Source organism: Streptomyces sp. NPDC107454, from assembly GCF_055582885.1.
This window is the reverse complement of the sequence record NZ_JBVJPA010000014.1, coordinates 222,391-242,848: the sequence shown is the minus strand read 5'-3', so window position 1 is coordinate 242,848 and position 20,458 is coordinate 222,391. Positions and strand designations below refer to the sequence as shown.

Sequence of the window (20,458 nt, the reverse complement as noted above, 5' to 3'; positions counted from 1 at the left end):
GGGTGGGGGGTGGAAGCGGGGGGTCAGGGCCAGACGGTGAAGCCCTCGTGCCGGACCTGCCAGCCGCCGTCGCGCGGGAACCCGGGACAGTCGGTGTCCGCTGATTCCCAGCCGGCCGCCATCAGGGACACGGCGGCCAGCAGGCCCCCGTTGGCGGGGTTGTAGAGCGGCAGCAGAGCACCCAACTGCGGGTTGTGCCCGACCGCCGAGTAGAAGTTCTTCGGGGTGTCCATGAGCAGCGCGTCCACCGCGAGGTCGGGACGGCCGACGCGGGTGGCGGTCATCGCCAGCACCGGGAAGTCCCAGCCCCAGGCAGAGTCCCACTTCCAGTCGGCGAGGACGTCGAGGAGGGTCGCCTCCATGACGTCGGCGGCGACGACCGGGCCGGCCGGCACGACGCCGAGGGCGCACAGCAGAGAGGGGTGGTCGTCACGGCGCAGGTAGGGCTCGGTCGCCACGGCGGCGTAGCGGCCGTCCCTCTGGTGCGGTGCGGTCAGGTTGTCCTGGATCCGCTGCCACCGCTTGTCACGTTCCTGTCCGAGGCGTTCGCGCCACGACTGCGCGATCTCCAGTCCCCACCACCAGTAGGCGAGTTCGAAGGTGGGGTCCTCGGTCGTCCTCGCGTCGTAGAACTCCTGCGCGGGCATGACGGGCGCCGGCAGATGGAACGTCCCGTCGCGCTCCTCCACGAACGAGGCCATGAATCGCGCCGTCTCGTGGACGAGTTCGGCGAAGCGGGCGACCAGGTCGGGGCGCTTGTCCTGCGGCAGGCCGCGGTGCAGCAGTTCGAGCAGGTACAGCGGGTGGGGCTGCTGCCAGATGAGCAGTGCCCCGATGTCCGAGGGGCTCTCCCGGCCGTCGGGGCCCACGTGCTTGGGCCAGCGGGCGCCCTCGTAGCTCTGCCGCCGGGCCGTGGCGCGGGCGGAGTCGAGGATGGACAGGTACCAGTCCATGCTGCGTTCGAGCAGTTCGGGGCGGCCCCAGGTGGCGAAGTGGGCCGCGTGCCACCAGTGCATCTCCAGGTGGAACTTGCCGCCCCAGGAGTTGGCGACCAGTCCCGACTCCTGCGGCGGGAGCTTGCCGGAGCTGTGCACGGCGGTGAGGTACTGCGAGAGCACCACCCGGCGCTCCAGTTCCGTGGCCCGCGGGTCGGTGCTGCCCGTGAAGTCGATGGCCGCGCCCGAGGTCCAGAACTCGCGCCACCAGGTGGCGGCCGCCTCCGCCACCGCCGCGAAGGAAACGGCGCCGAGGTCGTCGTCCGGGTCCGGTGAGAAGCCGGCCACCAGCTCCAGTGTGTTCGCCGAGCCGGTCAGCACGAACTCGTGCGGCTCCCCGGCCGCCGACAGCGTTCCCTCGGTCCAGTCCAGCCGTACGGCGTAGTGCGTGTCGTCGAGCACACGGCGGATGCGGGCCGCCCGCTCCCCCAGCGCCTCCAGGGTCGAGGTGTGCCGCTCGGGCGCGGTCCAGTCGGAGGTCTGGAAGAAGCCGTCGCTGGCATAGGGGAACTTCAGGACGACGCCGGCGAGGCCGCCCGCCACCAGTTCCGACTCGATGCGGAACGCGACCCGCGCGTGATGCGGGTCGGCGACCGTGGTGACGCGCACCTCGTGGCCCGCGTACTCGAAGCTGCTGGTGAGCGTGCCCGTCCAGAGGTCGAGCCGCTGACGGGGGTTGGCGAGCGCCTCGGGGTACGTCTCCGGCTCCGCCTCGGGGGCTGTGCGCAACTGCAGTCCGACGCGTCCGAGGTCGAGTCGCTGCGGGTTGGCGTTCAGCCAGGCCCCGGCGCGGAACTCCTCGGCGGGCTCGCCGCCCATCATCGCGGTCATGTCGAACTTGTCCGGGTACTGCACCGGTCCACGGGCCGTCTCGTACGTCGTCATCGCGTCGTCGAGGACGAAGCCGTCGGGGTTGGGCATGGAGTGCCAGCCCCAGTTGGACATGGTCGCGTTGTACACGGCGAGCCGCTGCTCGGCGAAGGCCGCGGCCTGGTCGTGGTAGGAGGTGAAGGTCTGCATGCCGGTGATGTCGGCGGTGTAGCCGAAGTCTCCGTTGCCGACCGTCAGGACGTGGGCGGGGTCGGGCCGGGTGATCTCGACGCTGTGCCGGCGGACGAGGGATTCACGGTCGATCATGGGTACCGTTCCTGGTAGTGGCGGCTCTGCGGCGGCTACTCAGCCGTGACCACGAGGTCCACCGGGTCACAGTCCGGCGCGGTCGCGGTGAGTCGGATCTTGCCCACGCCGGTGGGGCGCAGCACGGCCAGCGCTCGTCCTTCGTACGTGCGGCGCTCGGTGGCGCCGAAGCGCTCCTCGGTCGACGGGTCGCCGCTGCCGAAGCCGACCAGCTCCGCGGGTCCCGAGACCTCGATGCTCACCGGACGGTCGCCGGCGGTGTGGCAGGTACCCTGCCCGTCGGTCAGCGTCAGGGCCACATAGGCCAGGTCGCCGCCGGTGGCCCGCACGATCTCGCGTTCGGCCTCGGCGGTCAGCCGCACCGGGCCGTTGGCCCACTGCAGGACGGTGCGCTCCGCCTCCGCGCCGTCCCGATAGGCGACGGCGACCAGTTCGCCGGGGACGTAGACGATCTCGAACTCGGTGCGGAACCGGTGCTCGGCACCCGCGGGCCGGCGTCCGAAGGAGTTGCCGTTGCCGATGAGCTCGACCTCGTCCGCGTCGCTGTAGATCTCGACGGTGACGGGATTGCCCTCGAACCCGGGCCAGGTCCAGCTGGCGACGGTGTCGCTCCAGGCCCAGGGCGAACCGGCCCACGTCTCGCCGTGGTGCTCGGGGCGGCGGACCGCGATGTACGGCTCCTTGCGCAGGCCGAAGACGATCTCACGGTAGTACGAGGCGGGCCTGCGGTGGCCGGTGATGTCGATGTCGCCGCAGCCGGCTACCAGGTACGGGTACGGGGCATTGTGGGCCTGCAGTGGCCCGTCGCCCTCGCGGAGGTACTGGGGCCGTCCGATGCCGACCTCGCCGAGGTAGTCCCAGCCCGTCCAGGTGAAGTCGCCGAGGACGTGCCCGTACTGCTCGACCAGCTTCCAGTTGCCCGCGATGTGGGTGGGGAAGGTCTCGGTGCCGAGGATGATCCGGTTGGGGAACAGCTCGCGGTCCAAGGCGTAACGGGCCTCGGCGTAGTTCATGCCGGCAACGTCGAGCACGGCGAAGGACTCCGCCGTGCGCTCGGAGACCAGCTCCGAGGAGCTGACCGTGTTCATCGCGTCGCCCGCGTCGGCCATCAGGGTGTTGATGCCGGCGCCTTCCTCCGCGGCCTTCTCCATCCACTGCTGCTGCAGGGCGCCCAGCTCGGACATCACGGCGAGCATGCCGTTGACGGCATTGGTGACGTAGCGCGTGGGGTCCAGGGAGCGAACCTTCTCGGCGAGCCTGCGTCCCCAGGCGGCGCCGAAGGGGGAGCCGGTCTCGGGAATCTCGTTGCCGATCGAGTACATGATGACGCTGGGATGGTTCACGTCCTTGGCGACCATCGCCTCGATGTCGCGCTCCCACCACTCGGGGAAGTTCAGGCTGTAGTCGAACTCGGTCTTGCCCGCCGTCCACATGTCGAACGACTCGTCCACGACGAACATCCCGACCCGGTCACAGGCGTCCAGCATGGCCTTGCTCATCGGCTGGTGGGAGATGCGGATCGCGTTGAACCCGGCGTCCTTGAGGATCCGCACGCGGCGCTCCTCGGCACGTGCGTAGGTGGCCGCGCCGAGGACCCCGTTGTCGTGATGGATGCAGGCACCGCGCAGCTTCACGGTCTCGCCGTTGATCCGCAGCCCGTGCTCGGGGTCGAGCTGGAGCGAACGGACACCGAAGGAGACCGTCTCCTCGTCGACGTCGCCGAGGACCACCCGGCAGTCGTAGAGGGTGGGGGACTCCGGGCGCCACAGTGCCGGGAAGGGAACGTACAGCCGCTGCCGGACTGTCGCCGGCTCGCCGGGGAGCACCGTCACCTTCGACGTGTCGCTCGCGACGACGGCGCCTGACGCGTCGCGCACCTCCGTGACCACGGGGACCGTGCGTACCTCGATCGAGTCGTTGGCGACGACCGTCGCGACCTCGACGACCGCGCGCGAGGCGTCGATGTCGGGGGTCGTGACCCGGAGGCCGTCGGGCTCGATGCGGACCACATCGCCGACGAGCAGCCAGGTGTCCCGGTAGATGCCCGCGCCGGTGTACCAGCGGGAGTCGCGGTGAGCCCGGGCCTCGACCCGGATCTGGTTGTCCTCGCCGAAGCGCAGGAAACGGTCGGCGTCGATCCGGAAGTGTGAGTAGCCGTACGGGCGTTGGCCCGCGTAGTCGCCGTTGATGAAGACGGTGGCGTCGCGGTAGACGCCCTCGAACTCGAGGAAGATCCGCTTGCCCCGGTACTCCTCCGGCACGGCGAAGGTCTTGCGGTACTCGAAGACCCCGCCCGGGAAGTAGGCGCTCGCGGCGTTCTCCATCGCGACCTCGCCGTCCGGAGAGGTCCGCTGCTGCTCGATCAGCGCGTCGTGGGGCAAGGTGACCGGCTGGAAGGGGACCACGTGACCGGAGAGTTCGGCGAAGGGGTTGACCTTGGGCCTGACCTCCCAGCCGTCGTTGAAGGACGTGCGGAACATATGGACTCCAGGTGTTGGCGGCTCACCGACGCGGGGCCGTGCGCGCAGCGCGGCAGGAGCCGAAACGCCGCGGTGACCCCGCCCGGAGTGACCGCAGTGTTTCGGCATCCGAAAATCTACCATTCAAAAAAATTGGCGACCAGAGTCCGCCCGGACTCGCACCAGCTGCACTTCTCCGCCATCGCCGGCCCGGGACGGTTCGAGCCGGGACCGCCTCACCAGCCGCGCGTTCCGCAGCCGCCCGCATGTCAAGTCAATTGAATGATTCAACGACGGCCGACGACGTAGCCTTCGACGTCGAGCAGGCCACCACCCCTTACGTCGAGGAGACCTCCCCGCACCTGTGGCCACGACCACACCTTCCCGACGCCGCCTCCGCTGACGGCGTGAGCATGGGCACGGGCGCCTGCACCCTGGTCGCCCCGGGGGCGCTGCCTACCGGAATGCGGATGTGATCCGGTGCTGTCGGGGTGTGCCAGGAGATGTGGTCTCGCCGGGTCGGTTTCGTAGTCGCGGACCAGGCGACGGTGCAGCATGAACCAGCCATGCGTCCGGTCCATGGCCCAGCATTGCGGCGTGCTCGACGAAGTGCTTGCGGTAGCCGCCGTCGACCCGGACCTTGCGCAGGACGGGGTGCTCGGTGGCGGCCTCCTCGCGCAGGGCGCGACCGGCGGTGGAGTCCTGGACGCCGGCCGCGGTGACCAGCTCCGGCCACAGCAGGCCGAGGGTGTCGGTGATGATGCTGCGCCTGCGGTCTTCGCCCTGCGCCCTGGAGGCCGCACAGGTGGAGGTCCTGACGCGCAGGGCGCCGATCACGCAGGCCGACGGGTGGCGTTGCTTGCCTTGAGTGGCAATCATCCGAGCCGTCGCACGGTCTGCGCGCTCGATGCGGTCACCGCCCTGACCCAGGCACTCGTCCCCGTGCAGGCCACCGCTGCGGCCCCACGGGCACCACCTCGCCGAGCGACCCCTTCCGCTGCTACGACAGACCAGGCACATACGGCGTGATAGCGATGAGGCCGAACGCGCCGTTTTCAGGCCGAGTCAACCTGTGGCTTCGAACGCTTCTGGACGAGACTGAATCCCGCGCCCAGCGAGACGGCGCCCAAGCCGGCCGCAGCCATGAATCCCTGCAGGCCGCCGATCAAGATGACACAACACACGGTGAGGGCGGCGTTGAACAGGAACGCGAACAACCGTACCCGCCACAGGGCGAGGATCGATCTGGCCGGTTCCCTCCGGACGATGAGTGCGCCCGACACCAACGAGGCGGCGATACCGAGGTAAGTGGTGATGCCCCTTGCCGTGCCCTCGAGAACCGCGGGGGAACCGAGGCCCTCCACCGTACCGACCAGGAACATGACCCAGAGAGCGACCGGCGCGTGCGGGGGTTTCGTGAAGGCGTTTCCTTCCGTGGGGTGATGCAGAAGAGGGGTGCGCCCGCCTGAACAGTCCCATGAGCCGTGCGCCGGGCCACAGTCGTCCTCTGGACATGCGGCCGCTGGGCCAAGTCGCCTTCTCTGCCGTACGCGGCCGATCGCGGGAGGGGTCAGTCCTTCGCCATGTGCTCGAGCATGAAGTCGACGTGCTGCATGTAGAGCTCTTCTTCCTCGGGGGCGTTGAGGAAAGGAGCGTGGGTCATTGCCTCCCACACATGCAGGTCTGCCTTCACTCCTGCGCGCACCATCGCGCGATGCAGCCTGACCGTGCCCGAAAGAAGAAGGTCGCGGGTGCCGGTGGTGAGGATGCTCGGCGGGAAGCCCCGGGAGTAGTCGCCGTAGCACGGCGAAATGTAGGGCTCCTTGAGATCGTGGCCGCCGCGGTAACTGTCGTGCAGCTCGGGCATCGCGTGCGGGATGACGATGTCGATCGTGTCATTGGTGTAGCCGGAGTCGCCGAAGGTGCTCAGGTCGGACGGGCAGGAGTGCATCGCGCACGCCGCCGGCACCGGCATGCCCAGGTCGCGCGCCTTCAGGATCACCGCGGCGCTGAGGTTCGCGCCCGCGGACGGTCCGAACAGCGCCACCTTCTGCGGTTCGTGACGGTCCAGGACGAAGCGGTATCCCTCGAGGGTGTCGTCCAGCGGTGCCGGATACGGGTGCTCCGGTGCCAGCCTATAGTCGATGGAATAGACCTTGCACTTGGCCAGCCCGGCGATCTGCAACGCCAGAGCGATGGCCGCCTTGCCGCCGCCACCGGTGAATCCGCCGCCGTGGATGTAGTAGATGGCGCGCTCGATGTTCTCCGGCGCGAGGTCGTCGGGCGTCACTTCGTAGATCTCGGACTCCGACAGCTTGTGGGTGACCGACTTGCCGGGGTAGCGCGCGAAGTAGACCTCGGTCATCTTCTCGATCCGGGCATCCGCCCCTGCCCGGAAGGCCTTCCAGCCCTCCAGGTCGTCCACTGCCGGAAGCACGTGGGCGCCTACCGGCATCTTCATGCGCAGAAACTTCTGCGCCTCGGGACTGACGGTCGTCGGCGTCGGAATAAAGCGTTCCGGAACCAGGATGCCGTCGGCCTCGTCCGTGCCGTGGTTATTCGCGATGTCGGTGTCCTGCTGCATTTCGTCCTCCGATGTCGAGGTCATCTATCGATACGTCCGTCTGCCCGCAGACGCCTGCCGCCCGTGACTGCCGGCAGGAGCGCGAGCAGACGGCCCGCCAGTTCCTCGGGATCGAGGGGGTCGTCACCGTCGATCAACCACTGGTTGACGATCCCGGTCACCCCGGCCGTGAAAAACGTGGCCAGGTCCTCCGACAGGGCGGGGTCCAGGTCACCGAACCACTCCTGCGCGACCTCTTTGTTGACCGGGACGAACACACTGCTCAACGCCCTGGTCATGGCGAACGCACACGAGCCGGTCAGCATCGCGCGGTAGAACGAACGGTGCTCCGCGAAATGCCGTGCCACCCGCAGCGTCTCCAAGCGCACATCGGCATGACGGTTCTCGGCCCGTGATGTGAACTCGCGCCCGGCCAGTTCGACCGCGGCCTCCACAAGGAGCGAGTCGCGATCACCGAACTGCACGTAGACCAGCTGCCGGCCCACGTTCGCCGCCTCGGCGAGTTCGGTGACCGAGACCTCCGTCGTACCTCGCTGGGACACCAGGCGCACCGCCGCCGCCATCAGGACCGCGCGCGAGCGCGCCACCCTGCGATCCGGGACTCGGACTTCCTGCTGTGATTCGGTCTCCACGTAGCCAACATAGACAGTAGTGCGAAAACATACAAGTGTGTGTTAACAGATGGCTGATCGCGGCAAACTTCGCCATGATCCGCCGGAAAGCCGGATGGTCCGGCGGCTACGAGCTGCCGCGGGCCGGGCAGCCCCGGCAGTGTGTTGCGGGTGATCCGGACTCCTTCGGCAAGCCGGCCGAGTTCGTCGAGCTGAGCGGTCCGCTGCGTGATCTGCTCCCGCGTCGTCCCGGCCTGCGCGGCGACCTCCCGCTCCCGCTCCTCCGGCCGTGGGGACACCGCGACGAGATGGACGGTGATGTCATCGGGTGACGGGCCGCGGTCGCCTGAGCGTTTCAGGCCCTGCGTGCCGCGGTCGACCGTGGCACGCAGGGCCGCCGCGCCACCGCCGGGGGCCTTGGTGATCGAGCCGTCGACGGCGATCTGGTCGAGAACGAGGCGGACGATCCGGTCGTAGGACTCCAGCGCGATCGCTTGAACCCGGCGAAGACGTCCGGACGGCTCCACTCGTGGCGGGCGTACGGATCGTGGTGGCGGAGCAGGTCGTATCGGCGATCGCCTGGTGGGAGCAGCCGAAGCGCAGGAGCCGCAGCACCTTGTCGAAGACGATCCGGTCGCTGACGCGTGGGCGGCGGCAGCCCAGGCACAGGTCTCCCCAGTGAGCGCAGACCGTCGCAACCCCGTGATCGCCAGGATGTGCGCCTGTCTCGCTGTCGGGCTGCCACCACCGCGCCTATGCGCGCGACCCCTTGCCGCCTGCAGGGAGTTCGGGGGCGCCGACCGAGGGCTCGCCCCGGCCGTCTCCGGCCCGGCGGACCATTCAGCAGCGGACCGGAATCGTCGGCCTCATGACCGGGTGCGGCCGGGAGGCATCGAAGCCCCTCCGCAGCACGAGCCGCCCGCTGGGCAGACCCGCCGAGGTCGCAGGGGCAGCCATGCCTCTCACCTCTCGGTGGCTGTTCACCAGCGGCTCCGTGCCCCTCGCGAACGGCCGACTCGCGGCGATCAACCCGGGCGGGCGGGCCGGCTTCGACTCATGGGCGGCGCAGACCCGGCAGGGCGCTCATTCGGGGCTGTCGCCGCCGAGCAGGAGGTCGAGGAGCCCCGGAAAGCGCGCCTCGAACTCCTCGCGACGCAGCCGGTTGACCCGTCTGATCCCCTCGTCACGCTGCTCGACGAGACCTGCGCCGCGCAGGACCGAGAAGTGGTGGCTGAGCGCGGCCTTGCCGACGGGCACGTCGAAGCTGCCGCAGCTGCGGGTCCAGTCGGCGGAGCCGGCCAGTTCGCGGATCAACTGGATGCGCACGGGATCGGCTACCGCGGACAGCGCGGTGAGGACGGTCACGTCCTGCGGATCCGTGTGGACCGGCGCCGTTCGGTGACTGCCGCTTGCAGCCTGGTTCGACATGCCCTTCCTTTCGCCGAGCGCATCTACTGTGATGTCGTGAATTAAAGCGCGCGCTTGCATGGTGTTCGACGAATATCTTACTGTCGCCCTGTTCGCTTCCCATTGAACACTCTGGCGAAAGGTGCGTTCCGCTCATGCGCGCAATCGAGTTCCAGGAGTACGGCGACCCCGAGGTGCTGCGGGTCGTGCGGGCCGAGGTCCCCGAGCCGGGGCCGGGCCAGGTGACCATCGACGCGGCGTACGTGGGGGTGAACTTCGCGGACCTCAAGGCACGGGCCGAAGGCTACCGGGTGCCCTCGCTGCCCTACCGCCCCGGTCTGGAGGTCTCGGGGCGGATCCGGGCCGTCGGTGACGGCGTAGCGGACCTGCGCCCCGGCCAGGAGGTCGCCGCACTCGTGGGCGGCGGGGCCTACGCCGAGGTGGTCGTCGCCGACACCACCACCGTCTTCCCCCTCCCCCAGGACCTGGACCTGCGCACCGCTGCCACCCTCCCCACCGTGGTACCGACCGCGTACGCCCTGCTGCACGAGGTGGGCGGGTTGCGTACGGGACAGACCGTCCTCGTGCACGGCGCGGCGGGGGGCATCGGCTCGGTGGCCGGCCAACTCGCCCGGGGGGCCGGTGCCGCGGCCGTGTACGGCGTGGTCTCCTCGTCCGCCAAGGCCGGACACGCGCTCAAGCACGGCTACGACGAGGTGTTCACCGCCGACACGTTCGACACGGAGGTACGCCGCGTGACCGCGGGCCGGGGCGTCGACCTGGTCCTCGACCCGGTAGGCGGGGACACCCTGCGCCGTGGTCTCGATACCCTCGCCGTCTACGGACGCCTCGTGTCGTTCGGCAACGCGAGCGGAGCCGAGCCCTGGCAGGCGGGCCAGCCCGAACTGTACGCACGCGGCCTCTCCGTGGGGGGCTTCTCCATCCTGGCCCTGGCACAGTCGGCGCCCGAGGCGTTGCGCTCCCTGGCCGAGCGCGCCTTCCGCACCGTCACCGACGGCACGGTGAACCTTCCCGTCACCGCCGAGTTCGCCCTCGAGGACGTGGCCGAGGCCCACCGGCTGATGGGCGGACGCACCTCGACCGGCAAGCTGCTGCTGCGCGTGGCCGACTGAGCACCACCGGACCCTCACACGACACATCGGGAATTCAGCCACACATGCATGAGAACAGCACGGCCCCAGGGCCGGGCGCGGCCTTCGGGAAGATCCCCGCGCCCGGACTGGTCCTGGGGGGCGTCTGCGGAATCCAGTTCGGCGCGGCCTTCGCGCCCCGGGTCTACCCACAGGTGGGGGCCGCGGGTGTCGTGTTCCTCCGGCTGCTCATCGCCGGCGTACTGCTGTGCCTGCTGTGGCGACCGCGACGGCAGGCGCTGGCCTCGGTGAAGGGCGCCTGGGGGACGGTCGTCGCGGCGGGGGCGCTGCTGGCGGGTCACCATCTCGCGTTCTACGAGGCGGTGAAGCACATCCCCCTGGGCGCTGTGGCGACGATCGAGTTCCTCGGCCCGTTCTTCATCGCCCTCACCGGATCTCGGCGCGCGGTGGACCTGCTGCCCGCGTGTGTGGCGGCCGGCGGCGTGGTGCTGCTGAGCGGTGGCGGGGTTCCGCTGTCCGCGGTCGGTCTCGCCCTGGCCGGTGCGGCGGCCTGCTGCTGGGCGGGGTACATCCTCGTCTCCTCCCGGATGGCGCGGCGCCTCAGCGGCGGTCAGGGCCTGGCCCTCGCGATGCTGTGGGCAGCGCTGCTGAGTGCCCCGTACGGCATCGCGCACGCCGGGAGCGCGCTGCTGGACCCGCACGTACTGTGGGTGGCCGCTGTGGTGGCGGTGACGTCGAGCGTGCTGCCGTACTCGCTCAACCTGGAGGCCCTGCGGCGGATCCCCCCGCGCGTGTTCAGCGTGCTCACCAGCCTGGAGCCGGCCGCCGGCGCCCTGTTCGGGCTGCTCGTCCTCAGCCAGCACCTCGCCTGGCCGCAGTGGCTCGGCATCGCGACGGTCGCCAGCGCCTCCGTCGCGGCCACCCTGCTGGGGGCCAGGCAGTCCAGAAAAGCGGGGGCGAACGCGCGACGCGGGCAGGCCGGAGGCGTCGCCACGACCAGGGCGGACGGGAGCCTCGCGGCGGTACGTTCCGAGTAAAGCGCGCAGCAACGGGCGCGCCCGCGTCGAGAGCGCGGACTCTCCCGCGTACACGTCGTGACCTCGGCCTGCGTGACCGGAATGTTTCCGCCACGAAAATCTACCGTTTAAAAAAATTAGCGACTAGGGTGGCTCCAGGGCCCCGATCGCGCGGGCCCGAGCGTGCAAGGCGAGCACCCATGGAAGGTCCGTACATGGCCAACAACGTCAACCCGATCGTTCCGGGCTTCCACCCGGACCCCTCCATCTGCCGGGTCGGTGCGGACTACTATCTGGTGACGTCGAGCTTCGAGTACTTCCCGGGCGTCCCCGTCTTCCACAGCCGCGACCTGGTGCGCTGGGAGCAGATCGGCAACGTCCTCGACCGGCCGAGCCAGTTCGACGTACGGCGGGGGCGGGAGGGGGCCAGCGCCGGCATCTACGCGCCCACCATCCGCTACCACGACGGCGAGTTCTGGATGGTGACCACCAACCGGGAAACGCTGATGGACGGGCACCTCATCGTCCGCGCGAGCGACCCCGCCGGTCCCTGGAGCGACCCCGTCCGCACCACCGGAGCCATCGGCATCGACCCGGACCTCGCCTGGGACGAGGACGGCACCTGCTACCTCACCTGGTCGTTCCCCGGCGGCATCCACCAGGCCGTCGTGGACCCCGAGACCGGCAAGCTGCTCTCCGAGCCCGGTCTCGTCTGGAGCGGCACGGCCATGGCCCACACCGAGGCACCGCATCTGGTCCGGCGCGGTGACTTCTGGTACCTCCTGGTCGCCGAAGGCGGCACCGGACCGGGACACGGCGTGTGCGTCGCACGGTCGCACTCCCCTGCCGGCCCGTGGGAGCCGCATCCGGGGAACCCGATCCTCTCCCATCGCAGCATCGAGCACCCCGTCCAGAACGCCGGCCACGGTGACCTGGTCGAGCTGCCGGACGGCTCCTGGGCGATGGTGCACCTCGGGGTGCGGCCGCGCGGGTCCTTCCCCGAGTCCCACGTCAACGGGCGCGAGTCCTTCCTGGTCGGCGTGGACTGGGTGGACGACTGGCCCGTGATCGTCGAGGACCGGTACACCGTTCCCGAGGCGCCCACCGCCTTCACCGACCACTTCGGCACACCGCGACTGCACCCCCGATGGATCGCGCCGGGGACCGACCCCCGCTCCTTCGCGGTCCCGGCCCCCGGCGTGGGACTGCGCCTGCTCGCCGGCCGGCAGGCCGCCGCAAGGGACGCGGAACGACTTCTGGCGGCGCGGCCCCGCGACGCCGCCTGGGAGGTGACCGCCACACTGCCCGAAGGCGACGCGGCTCTGGTCGTACGCATCGACGACGCCCACTGGGCCGCGGTCGAGCGCTGCGACGGCACCCTCTCGGCACGCGTGGTGATCGGCCCGCTCGACCAGGTGCTCGGCACTGCGCACGGCGTCGCGGCGGACCGTCCCCTGGCCATCCGCGCGACCGCCAACACCGAGTTGTACAGCTTCGCCAAGGGACCGGACGACCTTCACCTCGGCTACCTCGCCGACGACGACGGGTTCCACACCCTCGCCACGATCGACGGGCGCTACATCTCGACCGAGGTCGCCGGAGGCTTCACCGGCCGTGTGGTCGGCGTGGAGGCCCTCGGCGGCGAGGCCCTGCTGACCCGCTTCACCTACGAGCCGCGGCCCGTTCCCGCCGCCGCTCCCCCCGCCGCACCCTGAAGGTCCCCACTCGTCCGCCCCGACCAGGAACCCAGCACCATGAGCCATCACTCGTCCGCACGCCCCGCCTGCTGCGCTCCGCCGACCGGCCGGCCCGGCTTCGCCACGGAGATTCCGACACCTGCCGGCCAGGGCTCTCTGGACGGCATGGTGCTCCTGCCCGGCGGTGAGTTCCTGATGGGCACGGACGACTCCGAAGGCTTCGCGGATGACGGCGAGGGGCCGATCCGGCCGGTGCGTCTGAGCGCCTTCCACATCGACGTGCACGCCGTCAGCAACGACAGGTTCGCGGAGTTCGTCGACGCCACCGGGTATATCACCGAAGCCGAACACATCGGCTGGTCCTACGTGTTCGCCGGTTTCCTCCCCGCCGCGCTGCACCGCGGAGCCCCCCGGCCCCGCCGTACACCCTGGTGGTGCGGGGTGACCGGGGCGCGCTGGAACCAGCCCGAGGGTCCCGGCAGCACGCTCGACGGCCGCGGAGACCATCCGGCGGTGCACATCTCCTGGAACGACGCCGTCACCTACGCGGCGTGGGCGGGCAAACGCCTGCCCACCGAGGCGGAGTGGGAGTACGCGGCGCGCGGTGGTCTGGAGCAGAAACGCTATCCGTGGGGCGACGAGCTGGATCCGGACGGGCGGTTCCGCTGCAACATCTGGCGAGGCACCTTCCCCACCAAGAACAGCGCCGCCGACGGATACCGCGGCACCGCGCCGGTCGAAGCCTTCGAGCCCAACGGCTTCGGCCTGCACAACACGTCCGGGAACGTCTGGGAGTGGTGTGCCGACTGGTGGTCCACCGCCCACCCGGCGCCCGGAACCCGCGACCCCAAGGGCCCGGCCACCGGCACGGACAAGGTCATCCGCGGCGGCTCCCACCTGTGCCACAAGTCGTACTGCAACCGCTACCGCGTCGCCGCGCGCACCGCGAACACACCCGACGGAGCCAGCGGGCACACCGGGTTCCGGTGTGCCCGGGACGCCGACATCCCCGTATGACCAGCCAGTCATCACCGCGGCCGGCCGCATAAGGAGTACCACGGCATGAAAGCCATCATGGTCATGTTCGACAGCCTCAACCGGCACATGCTGCCGCCCTACGGCTGCGACTGGACCCACGCCCCCAACTTCGCGCGGCTGGCCGAGCGCACCGCCACCTTCGACAACTGCTACGCCGGGTCGATGCCGTGCATGCCCGCACGGCGCGAGATCCACACCGGGCGCCACAACTTCCTGCACCGCAGTTGGGGCCCGCTGGAGCCGTTCGACGACTCGATGCCCGAGCTGCTCAAGCGCAGCGGGGTCTACACCCACCTCTCCAGCGACCATCCGCACTACTGGGAGGACGGCGGAGCCACCTACCACGGCCGGTACAACACCTGGGAGTTCTCCCGCGGCCAGGAGGGCGACCAGTGGAAGGGGCACGTCGCCGCTCCGCCGATGCCCGAGGACCTCAAGGAGGTCCGGTCGGACGGCTACCGCCAGGACTGGGTCAACCGGCAGTACATGCAGACCGAGGACCGCCATCCGCAGACCCTCACCTTCGACGCCGGTCTGGAGTTCCTGCGGACCAACCACACCGAGGACCGCTGGTTCCTGCAGATCGAGACCTTCGACCCGCACGAGCCGTTCTTCAGCCACCAGCGGTACAAGGACCTGTACCCGCACGACTACGACGGCCCGCACTTCGACTGGCCCGACTACCGCCAGGTCACCGAGACGGACGAGCAGGTCGACCACGCCCGGCTGGAGTACGCGGCGCTGCTGTCCATGTGCGACAGGTCGCTCGGCCGCGTCCTGGACCTGATGGACGAGCTGGACCTGTGGCAGGACACCCTGCTGATCGTCAACACCGACCACGGGCTGCTGCTGGGCGAGAAGAACTGGTGGGGCAAGTCCGTGCAGCCCTGGTACAACGAACTCGTCCACCTCCCCCTGTTCGTCTGGGACCCCAGAGCGGGTGTGGCCGACGAGCGCCGCGCATCGCTCGTGCAGACCATCGACCTCGCGCCCACCCTGCTGGAGTTCTTCGGCGTGGAGCGGCCCGCGGACATGCAGGGCGTCCCACTGCCGGTGGCCGCCGACGAGCCGGTGCGCGAGGCGGGGCTGTTCGGCATCCACGGCGGGCACGTCAACGTCACCGACGGACGTTACGTCTACATGCGCGCGCCGGTGTCGGAGGCCAACGCGCCGCTCTTCGAGCACACTCTGATGCCCACGCACATGAAGGGACGCTTCACGCCCGACGAACTGTCCGACATCGAGCTCGCCGAGCCGTTCCCCTTCACCAAGGGAGTGCGGACGATCCGGGTGGCCGGGCGGACGATGTTCAACCCCTACCGGTTCGGCACGCTCCTGTACGACCTGCACACCGACCCGGAACAGCTCACCCCGATCGTCGACGACGAGGTGGAGCTGCGTATGGCGAACCTGCTCCTGGGCCTGCTGCGTGCGAGCGACGCCCCGCCCAGCCAGTACGAACGCCTCGGTCTGCCCGCCGAGGGACCGGCCGGGAAGGAACACCTCCTGGCCGAGGCGCAGCGCGGACAGGCCGAGCAGGCGGCGGAGCCCCTGCCCCGCCCCGAGGACTACCCCTCCGGCCGCTTCGGCCTGCGCACCCCGCTCGCCGCCCTCGTCTCGGACCCGGTGGCCGTCGAGGTGCTGCGCACCCACGTGCCCAGCCTCGTCGACACCGAGATCCTCCAGATGATCGGTACGACCTCGCTGATCTCCATCGCGGCCATGTCGGGCGGCTCGTTCCCGAAGGAGACGCTCCGAACGCTCGCGGAGGAGCTCGCCGCGCTGTGAGCGACGGCGTCGCGACTGCTCACGAAACCATCCGAAAATGAAGGAAGCCATGACCGATCTGCCCTACCGCGACGCCGGCCTGCCCGTCGAGGAGCGTGTCGAGGACCTGCTGTCCCGTATGACTCCCGAGGAGAAGGCCGGACAGCTCACGATGTACTTCTACTTCGGCACCGGCGAGCCCGTGCCGGAGGACTTCGACATCGAGTCCCTGCCGCCCGAGCATCGCGTCTACATCGACCAGCCCCGCACGGTGGAAGCCGCGGTGGCCCGCGGCGGTGTGGGCGGGCTGCTCTTCGTGAAGGACCCGAAGCTGGCCAACCGGCTGCAGCGCGGCGCGGTGAAGGACAGCCGCCTCGGGATCCCGCTGCTGTTCGGCTACGACGTGATCCACGGCCTGCGTACGATCTTCCCGGTGCCGATCGCGCTCAGCGCGACCTGGTCGCCCGGCACCGTCGAGGCCGCCCAGACCGTCGCCGCGCGGGAGGCCCGCGCGTCCGGCATCCACTGGACCTTCGCGCCGATGATCGACATCGCGCGTGACGCGCGCTGGGGCCGCATGATCGAGGGCTCCGGCGAGGACCCGGTGCTCACCGCGGCCGTCGCCGCCGCACAGGTCCGGGGATTCCAGGGGGACCTCGGCCCGGACCGTGTGATGGCCGGGCCGAAGCACTTCGCCGGATACGGCGCGGCCCGCGGCGGCCGCGACTACGACGACGCGGACATCTCCGACTCCGAGCTGTGGAACGTCTACCTCCCGCCGTTCAAGGCGGCCATCGACGCCGGGGCCGGCAACATCATGAGCGCCTACATGGACCTCAACGGCGTCCCTGCCTCCGGCAACCGCCGTCTGCTGACGGACGTACTCCGCGGCGAACTGGGCTTCGACGGCTGGGTGGTGTCGGACGCCAACGCCGTGCGGTCGCTGGAGACCCAGCACTTCGCGCGAGACCAGAAGGACGCCGCCGCGCGGGCGCTGCACGCCGGTCTGGACATGGAGATGGCCGCGTTCGACCCGGCGTACGACAACCTGGCGCAGGCACTCGCCGAGGGCAAGGTCAGCACCGAGGACCTGGACCAGGCGGTGCGCCGCGTGCTCACGGCCAAGTTCCGTATGGGCCTTTTCGAGAAGGCGTTCGCCGACGAGGACGCCACCCCCGCGATCCTCGCCTCGACCGCGCACCGGGACCAGGCGCGTTCGGCGGCGGAGCAGTCGTTCGTCCTCCTCAAGAACGACGAGGGGACGCTGCCCCTGGAGGCGGGGAAGCTGTCATCGGTCGCCGTCGTCGGCCAGCTCGCCGACAGCAAGCGCGACACGCTGGGCCCGTGGGTCTTCGCCCACGACACCGCGGAGACCGTGACCGTCCTGGAAGGACTGCGCGAGCGCCTCGGCGACGGCGTCCGCGTCGAGCACGCCCCCGGCGCCGGCATCGTCGAGCGGATCTTCCCGACGCCGTTCGACCAGATGGACGAGACGGTGCAGAAGACGCCCGAGGACTGGGACGACGACGCCGAGATCGAGCGGGCCGTCACCCTCGCCGCCGGTGCGGACGTGGCCGTCGTGGTGGTCGGCCAGCGCCAGAACCAGATCGGCGAGAAGGCGTCCACCTCCACCCTCGACCTCCCCGGCCGCCAGCTCGAACAGCTCCAGCGGATCACCGCCACCGGCACCCCGGTCGTCCTTGTCGTGATGTCCGGCCGTCCGGTGGACCTGCGCTGGGCGGACGCGAACGTCCCGGCGATCGTGCAGGCCTGGTACCCGGGGACCCGCGGCGGCGAGGCCGTCGCCGCCCTGCTTCTCGGGGACGTCTCCCCCGCGGGACGCCTGCCGTTCACCTGGCCCCGCCACGTCGGCCAGCTGCCCCTGGTGTACGGGCACTACCGGACGTTCGAGCCCGACCAGCAGGGCACGCGGTACTACGAGGAGGAGAGCACGCCGCTCTACCCGTTCGGGCACGGCCTGTCCTATGGCGAGTTCGCGTACGCGAACCTGCGCGTCGACAGCGCGTCGATCCCGGTGGGTGGGACCGCGAAGGTCTCCGTGGAGGTCACGAACGCCTCGGCGCGCACGGCCGACGAGGTCGTCCAGCTCTACACGCACCAGCGGTACGGCACCTCGTCCCGCCCGGTGCGCGAACTCAAGGGCTTCGAGCGGGTGACGCTCGACGCGGGCGAGACGACCACCGTGACGTTCGAGGTCGGTCCGGACCAGCTGCGCTACTGGTCCGCCGCCACGGGCGACTTCGTCCAGGACGCCACCACGCTGGACATCTGGGTCGGGGGCAGTTCCGCAGCCGAGCTCAGCACCGATCTGGACGTGACCGGCTGACCTCAGATCGCCCGTCGAGATCACCTATCGGCGTGCATCGGGCCCCGGCCGCACATCATGGCGGCCGGGTCCGCTTGTTGAGGAGTGGAACGCGTCCGGTCAGTCGGCCGACGGGACGACGAAATTCCTGAACGACTCGGCCGGCAGACCGGCCCGCAGCAGTCACCGATGATCACGTTGATCTCGTCGTCATGGAAGAGGTCGTCGTCGACTACGACCACGAAGCTGCTGTCCGGCTTTTCGAAAGTGAAAAGGGTAGCCGTTCACGGTGTACGCGCCCGTGATCGTGACGAGCGGTCAGGGTCTTCCCACCCTGGCCGCTGAAGCAGGCTCCGAACCCTTCGACGATCCCGTACCGGTACAGCAGCTCGTCGAGCTCATCCCGGCCCTGACCACCAGCGAGGAGACGGTGCAGCGCACCCGCGCGTTCGCCCCCCAACTGGGCAAGCAGGCCGTCCAGGCACCGGACCGCTCGGGGTTCGTCGTGAACGCCCTGCTGGTTTCCTACCTGCTCAGCGCGGTCCGCATGGTGGAATCCGGCGGGGCACGCCCCGAGGACATCGACCAGGGCATGGAACTCGGCTGCGCCCACCCCACGGGCCGCTGCGCCTGCTCGACCTGATCGGCCTCTGACACCGCCCAGGCGGTCGCCGAGTCCATGTACTCGGAGTTCAAGGAGCCCCTGTACGCGCCCCCCGCGCTGCTGCGCCGCATGGTCGCCGCCGGGCACCTCGGCCGCAAGAGCGGACGGGGCTTCTACCAGTACGAACGCCTGAGCGGCCCGCGGGTGACCGGGCAGCCGTGAGGCCGGCCTCAACAAGGGCCGGACTCGGCGTATTCGCGTATCCGGACTCAGCGGATCCGGCGGAACAGCGCTGCGAGTGCCTGTCCCCCACCGATGCACATGGTGACGATGCCGAGTTCGAGGTCCCTGCGGACCAGGTCCTTGGCCACCCGCAGGGACAGGATCGCCCCGGTCGCACCCACCGGGTGGCCCAGGGCGATGGCACCGCCGTACGGATTGGTCCTCTCCGGGTCCAGTCCGGCGTCACGGATCACGGCCACCGCCTGGGAGGCGAAGGCCTCGTTGAGTTCGACGGTGTCGATGTCCGAAGGGGCCGTACCAGTCTGGGCGAACAGCTTCTGCAGCGCCAACACCGGTGCGTAGCCCATGAGTTCGGGCTCCATCGCCGCGGTCGCCACGGACTCGATAGACACCAGGCCGGTCAGGCCGCGTTCCCTGGCCGCGGACTCCCGCGCCAGCACCACCGCCGCGCCTCCGTCGTTGATGCCCGAGGCGTTGCCGGCAGTGACGGTGCCGTCCTTGGTGAACGCCGGGCGCAGCTTGGCCAGTGTCTCCGCGGTGGTGCCGGGCTTGGGGTGCTCGTCCTCGTGCACCGTGACCGGCTTGCGGCCGCCCGTCTCCACCGGCACGATCTCCTCGGCGAACGCCGCCCGCGCCGCGTCGGTGGCGGCGCGGCGCTGGGACTCCACCGCGAACTCGTCCTGCTGCTCGCGCGTGACGTCGTACTTGGCGGCCACGTTCTCCGCGGTGATGCCCATGTGGACGCCGTGGAACGGGTCGGTCAGCATCATCACGGTGCCGTCGGTGAGCGTGCGGTCGCCGAGTTTGTAGCCCGCGCGGGCCCCGAAGTCGTAGAACGGCATCCGGGACATCGACTCGTTCCCGCCGGCCAGGGCGAAGTCCAGGCCGCCCCAGCGCATCTGCATCGCCGCGGACCAGATCGCCTGCAGTCCGCTGCCGCACAGCCGGTTGACCGTGTACGCGGGCACACTCTGGGGCAGACCGGCGGTCACCGCCACCCGGCGGGCGTTGTAGGCGTCGGGGCCGACCTGGCCGATGCACCCCATCACGACCTCGCCGATGTCCTCGGCGGCGACATCGGCGCGCTTCAGCGCCTCCCGTGAGGCCGCCGCGCCGAGTTCGAAGCCGGGTACGTCCCTGAACACCCCGCCGAAACTGCCGACCGGGGTGCGGGCTCCGTCCAGCATGACGATCTTCTCGGCCTCGGCCATGCGCGCATACCTCCGACTCGCAGTACGACAACGACCATCGAGGGAACCGAGCACCTCCGCGCGGGACCCACGTGGATAGTAGGACGACCTACTATCCGCTCGCCACGGGGGATACGTCACAGAGAAGATGTGTGTCGGGGGGGGGGGGACGCGGGGCAACGGAGAGGGGGGGGAAAACAACGAGGAAAAGGGGACACACACCCGGGGGCGAGGTGGCTTGGCGGAGGCTAGGCAACAGTCGCAGCGTTTGT

Annotated in this window: 16 protein-coding genes and 2 pseudogenes; 9 read left to right on the top strand and 9 right to left on the bottom strand. The window is 70.1% G+C overall.

Features of this window, described 5'->3' with window-relative positions; all coding sequences use genetic code 11:
• Positions 1–23: 23 nt before the first annotated feature.
• Both ACZ69M_RS34025 and ACZ69M_RS34020 read right to left on the bottom strand, forming a co-directional pair.
• Positions 24–2,132, bottom strand: coding sequence for a hypothetical protein (locus tag ACZ69M_RS34025; RefSeq protein WP_470055949.1), 2,109 nt, complete (start codon positions 2,130–2,132; stop codon positions 24–26).
• A 35-nt stretch (positions 2,133–2,167) separates the two neighbouring features.
• Complete coding sequence (locus ACZ69M_RS34020) at positions 2,168–4,612, bottom strand: glycoside hydrolase family 2 TIM barrel-domain containing protein (RefSeq protein ID WP_470055948.1); 2,445 nt, start codon at positions 4,610–4,612, stop codon at positions 2,168–2,170.
• Positions 4,613–4,869: 257 nt separating this feature from the next.
• Here ACZ69M_RS34020 and ACZ69M_RS34015 point away from each other — a divergent pair, with 257 nt between their 5' ends.
• On the top strand, positions 4,870–5,067 hold the full coding sequence (locus tag ACZ69M_RS34015; RefSeq protein WP_470055946.1) for a hypothetical protein: 198 nt from the start codon (positions 4,870–4,872) through the stop codon (positions 5,065–5,067).
• Here ACZ69M_RS34015 and ACZ69M_RS34010 read toward each other — a convergent pair.
• The 4 genes from ACZ69M_RS34010 to ACZ69M_RS33995 all read right to left on the bottom strand — a co-directional run bounded on the left by ACZ69M_RS34010 (position 5,048) and on the right by ACZ69M_RS33995 (position 7,807).
• A complete protein-coding gene (locus ACZ69M_RS34010; RefSeq protein ID WP_470055944.1) occupies positions 5,048–5,470 on the bottom strand; it encodes a hypothetical protein in 423 nt (140 codons plus the stop codon). The two genes, ACZ69M_RS34015 and ACZ69M_RS34010, sit on opposite strands and share 20 nt — an antisense overlap.
• 176 nt (positions 5,471–5,646) lie before the next feature.
• Complete coding sequence (locus tag ACZ69M_RS34005; protein ID WP_470055942.1) at positions 5,647–5,973, bottom strand: hypothetical protein; 327 nt, start codon at positions 5,971–5,973, stop codon at positions 5,647–5,649.
• 188 nt (positions 5,974–6,161) lie between these two features.
• On the bottom strand, positions 6,162–7,175 hold the full coding sequence (locus ACZ69M_RS34000) for an alpha/beta hydrolase (protein ID WP_470055940.1): 1,014 nt from the start codon (positions 7,173–7,175) through the stop codon (positions 6,162–6,164).
• Positions 7,176–7,195: 20 nt separating this feature from the next.
• Complete coding sequence (locus tag ACZ69M_RS33995) at positions 7,196–7,807, bottom strand: TetR/AcrR family transcriptional regulator (RefSeq protein ID WP_470055938.1); 612 nt, start codon at positions 7,805–7,807, stop codon at positions 7,196–7,198.
• Positions 7,808–7,881: 74 nt separating this feature from the next.
• Between ACZ69M_RS33995 and ACZ69M_RS33990 the strand changes: the two genes are divergently transcribed.
• Positions 7,882–8,118 (top strand): hypothetical protein, encoded by a 237-nt coding sequence (locus tag ACZ69M_RS33990; RefSeq protein ID WP_470055936.1) that lies wholly within the window; start codon positions 7,882–7,884, stop codon positions 8,116–8,118.
• Here ACZ69M_RS33990 and ACZ69M_RS33985 read toward each other — a convergent pair.
• Both ACZ69M_RS33985 and ACZ69M_RS33980 read right to left on the bottom strand, forming a co-directional pair.
• Positions 8,086–8,449 (bottom strand): annotated as a pseudogene (locus tag ACZ69M_RS33985) (IS5/IS1182 family transposase); the annotation flags it as partial. The gene ACZ69M_RS33990 and the pseudogene ACZ69M_RS33985 overlap by 33 nt on opposite strands.
• A gap of 420 nt (positions 8,450–8,869) precedes the next feature.
• On the bottom strand, positions 8,870–9,214 hold the full coding sequence (locus tag ACZ69M_RS33980) for an ArsR/SmtB family transcription factor (protein ID WP_470055934.1): 345 nt from the start codon (positions 9,212–9,214) through the stop codon (positions 8,870–8,872).
• A 134-nt stretch (positions 9,215–9,348) separates the two neighbouring features.
• Here ACZ69M_RS33980 and ACZ69M_RS33975 point away from each other — a divergent pair, with 134 nt between their 5' ends.
• From ACZ69M_RS33975 to ACZ69M_RS33945, 7 genes and pseudogenes are all read left to right on the top strand, one after another.
• Complete coding sequence (locus ACZ69M_RS33975) at positions 9,349–10,326, top strand: quinone oxidoreductase family protein (protein WP_470055932.1); 978 nt, start codon at positions 9,349–9,351, stop codon at positions 10,324–10,326.
• 44 nt (positions 10,327–10,370) lie between these two features.
• On the top strand, positions 10,371–11,342 hold the full coding sequence (locus ACZ69M_RS33970) for an EamA family transporter (protein ID WP_470055930.1): 972 nt from the start codon (positions 10,371–10,373) through the stop codon (positions 11,340–11,342).
• A 179-nt stretch (positions 11,343–11,521) separates the two neighbouring features.
• On the top strand, positions 11,522–13,036 hold the full coding sequence (locus ACZ69M_RS33965; protein ID WP_470055928.1) for a glycoside hydrolase family 43 protein: 1,515 nt from the start codon (positions 11,522–11,524) through the stop codon (positions 13,034–13,036).
• 39 nt (positions 13,037–13,075) lie between these two features.
• Positions 13,076–14,035, top strand: a complete 960-nt coding sequence (locus tag ACZ69M_RS33960) for a formylglycine-generating enzyme family protein (protein WP_470055926.1) — start codon at positions 13,076–13,078, stop codon at positions 14,033–14,035.
• 45 nt (positions 14,036–14,080) lie between these two features.
• Entirely contained in the window at positions 14,081–15,844 is a 1,764-nt protein-coding gene (locus tag ACZ69M_RS33955; protein ID WP_470055924.1) for a sulfatase, read from the top strand.
• Between the two features lie 37 nt (positions 15,845–15,881).
• Positions 15,882–18,170: a glycoside hydrolase family 3 N-terminal domain-containing protein gene (locus ACZ69M_RS33950; protein WP_470055922.1), complete on the top strand. Its 2,289-nt coding sequence runs from the start codon at positions 15,882–15,884 to the stop codon at positions 18,168–18,170.
• A gap of 268 nt (positions 18,171–18,438) precedes the next feature.
• Positions 18,439–18,975 (top strand): annotated as a pseudogene (locus ACZ69M_RS33945) (3-hydroxyacyl-CoA dehydrogenase family protein).
• A gap of 47 nt (positions 18,976–19,022) precedes the next feature.
• Here ACZ69M_RS33945 and ACZ69M_RS33940 read toward each other — a convergent pair.
• The gene (locus ACZ69M_RS33940) at positions 19,023–20,207 is read right to left on the bottom strand and encodes a thiolase family protein (protein ID WP_470055920.1); all 1,185 of its coding nucleotides are present in this window, start codon (positions 20,205–20,207) and stop codon (positions 19,023–19,025) included.
• Between the last annotated feature and the right edge of the window lie 251 nt (positions 20,208–20,458).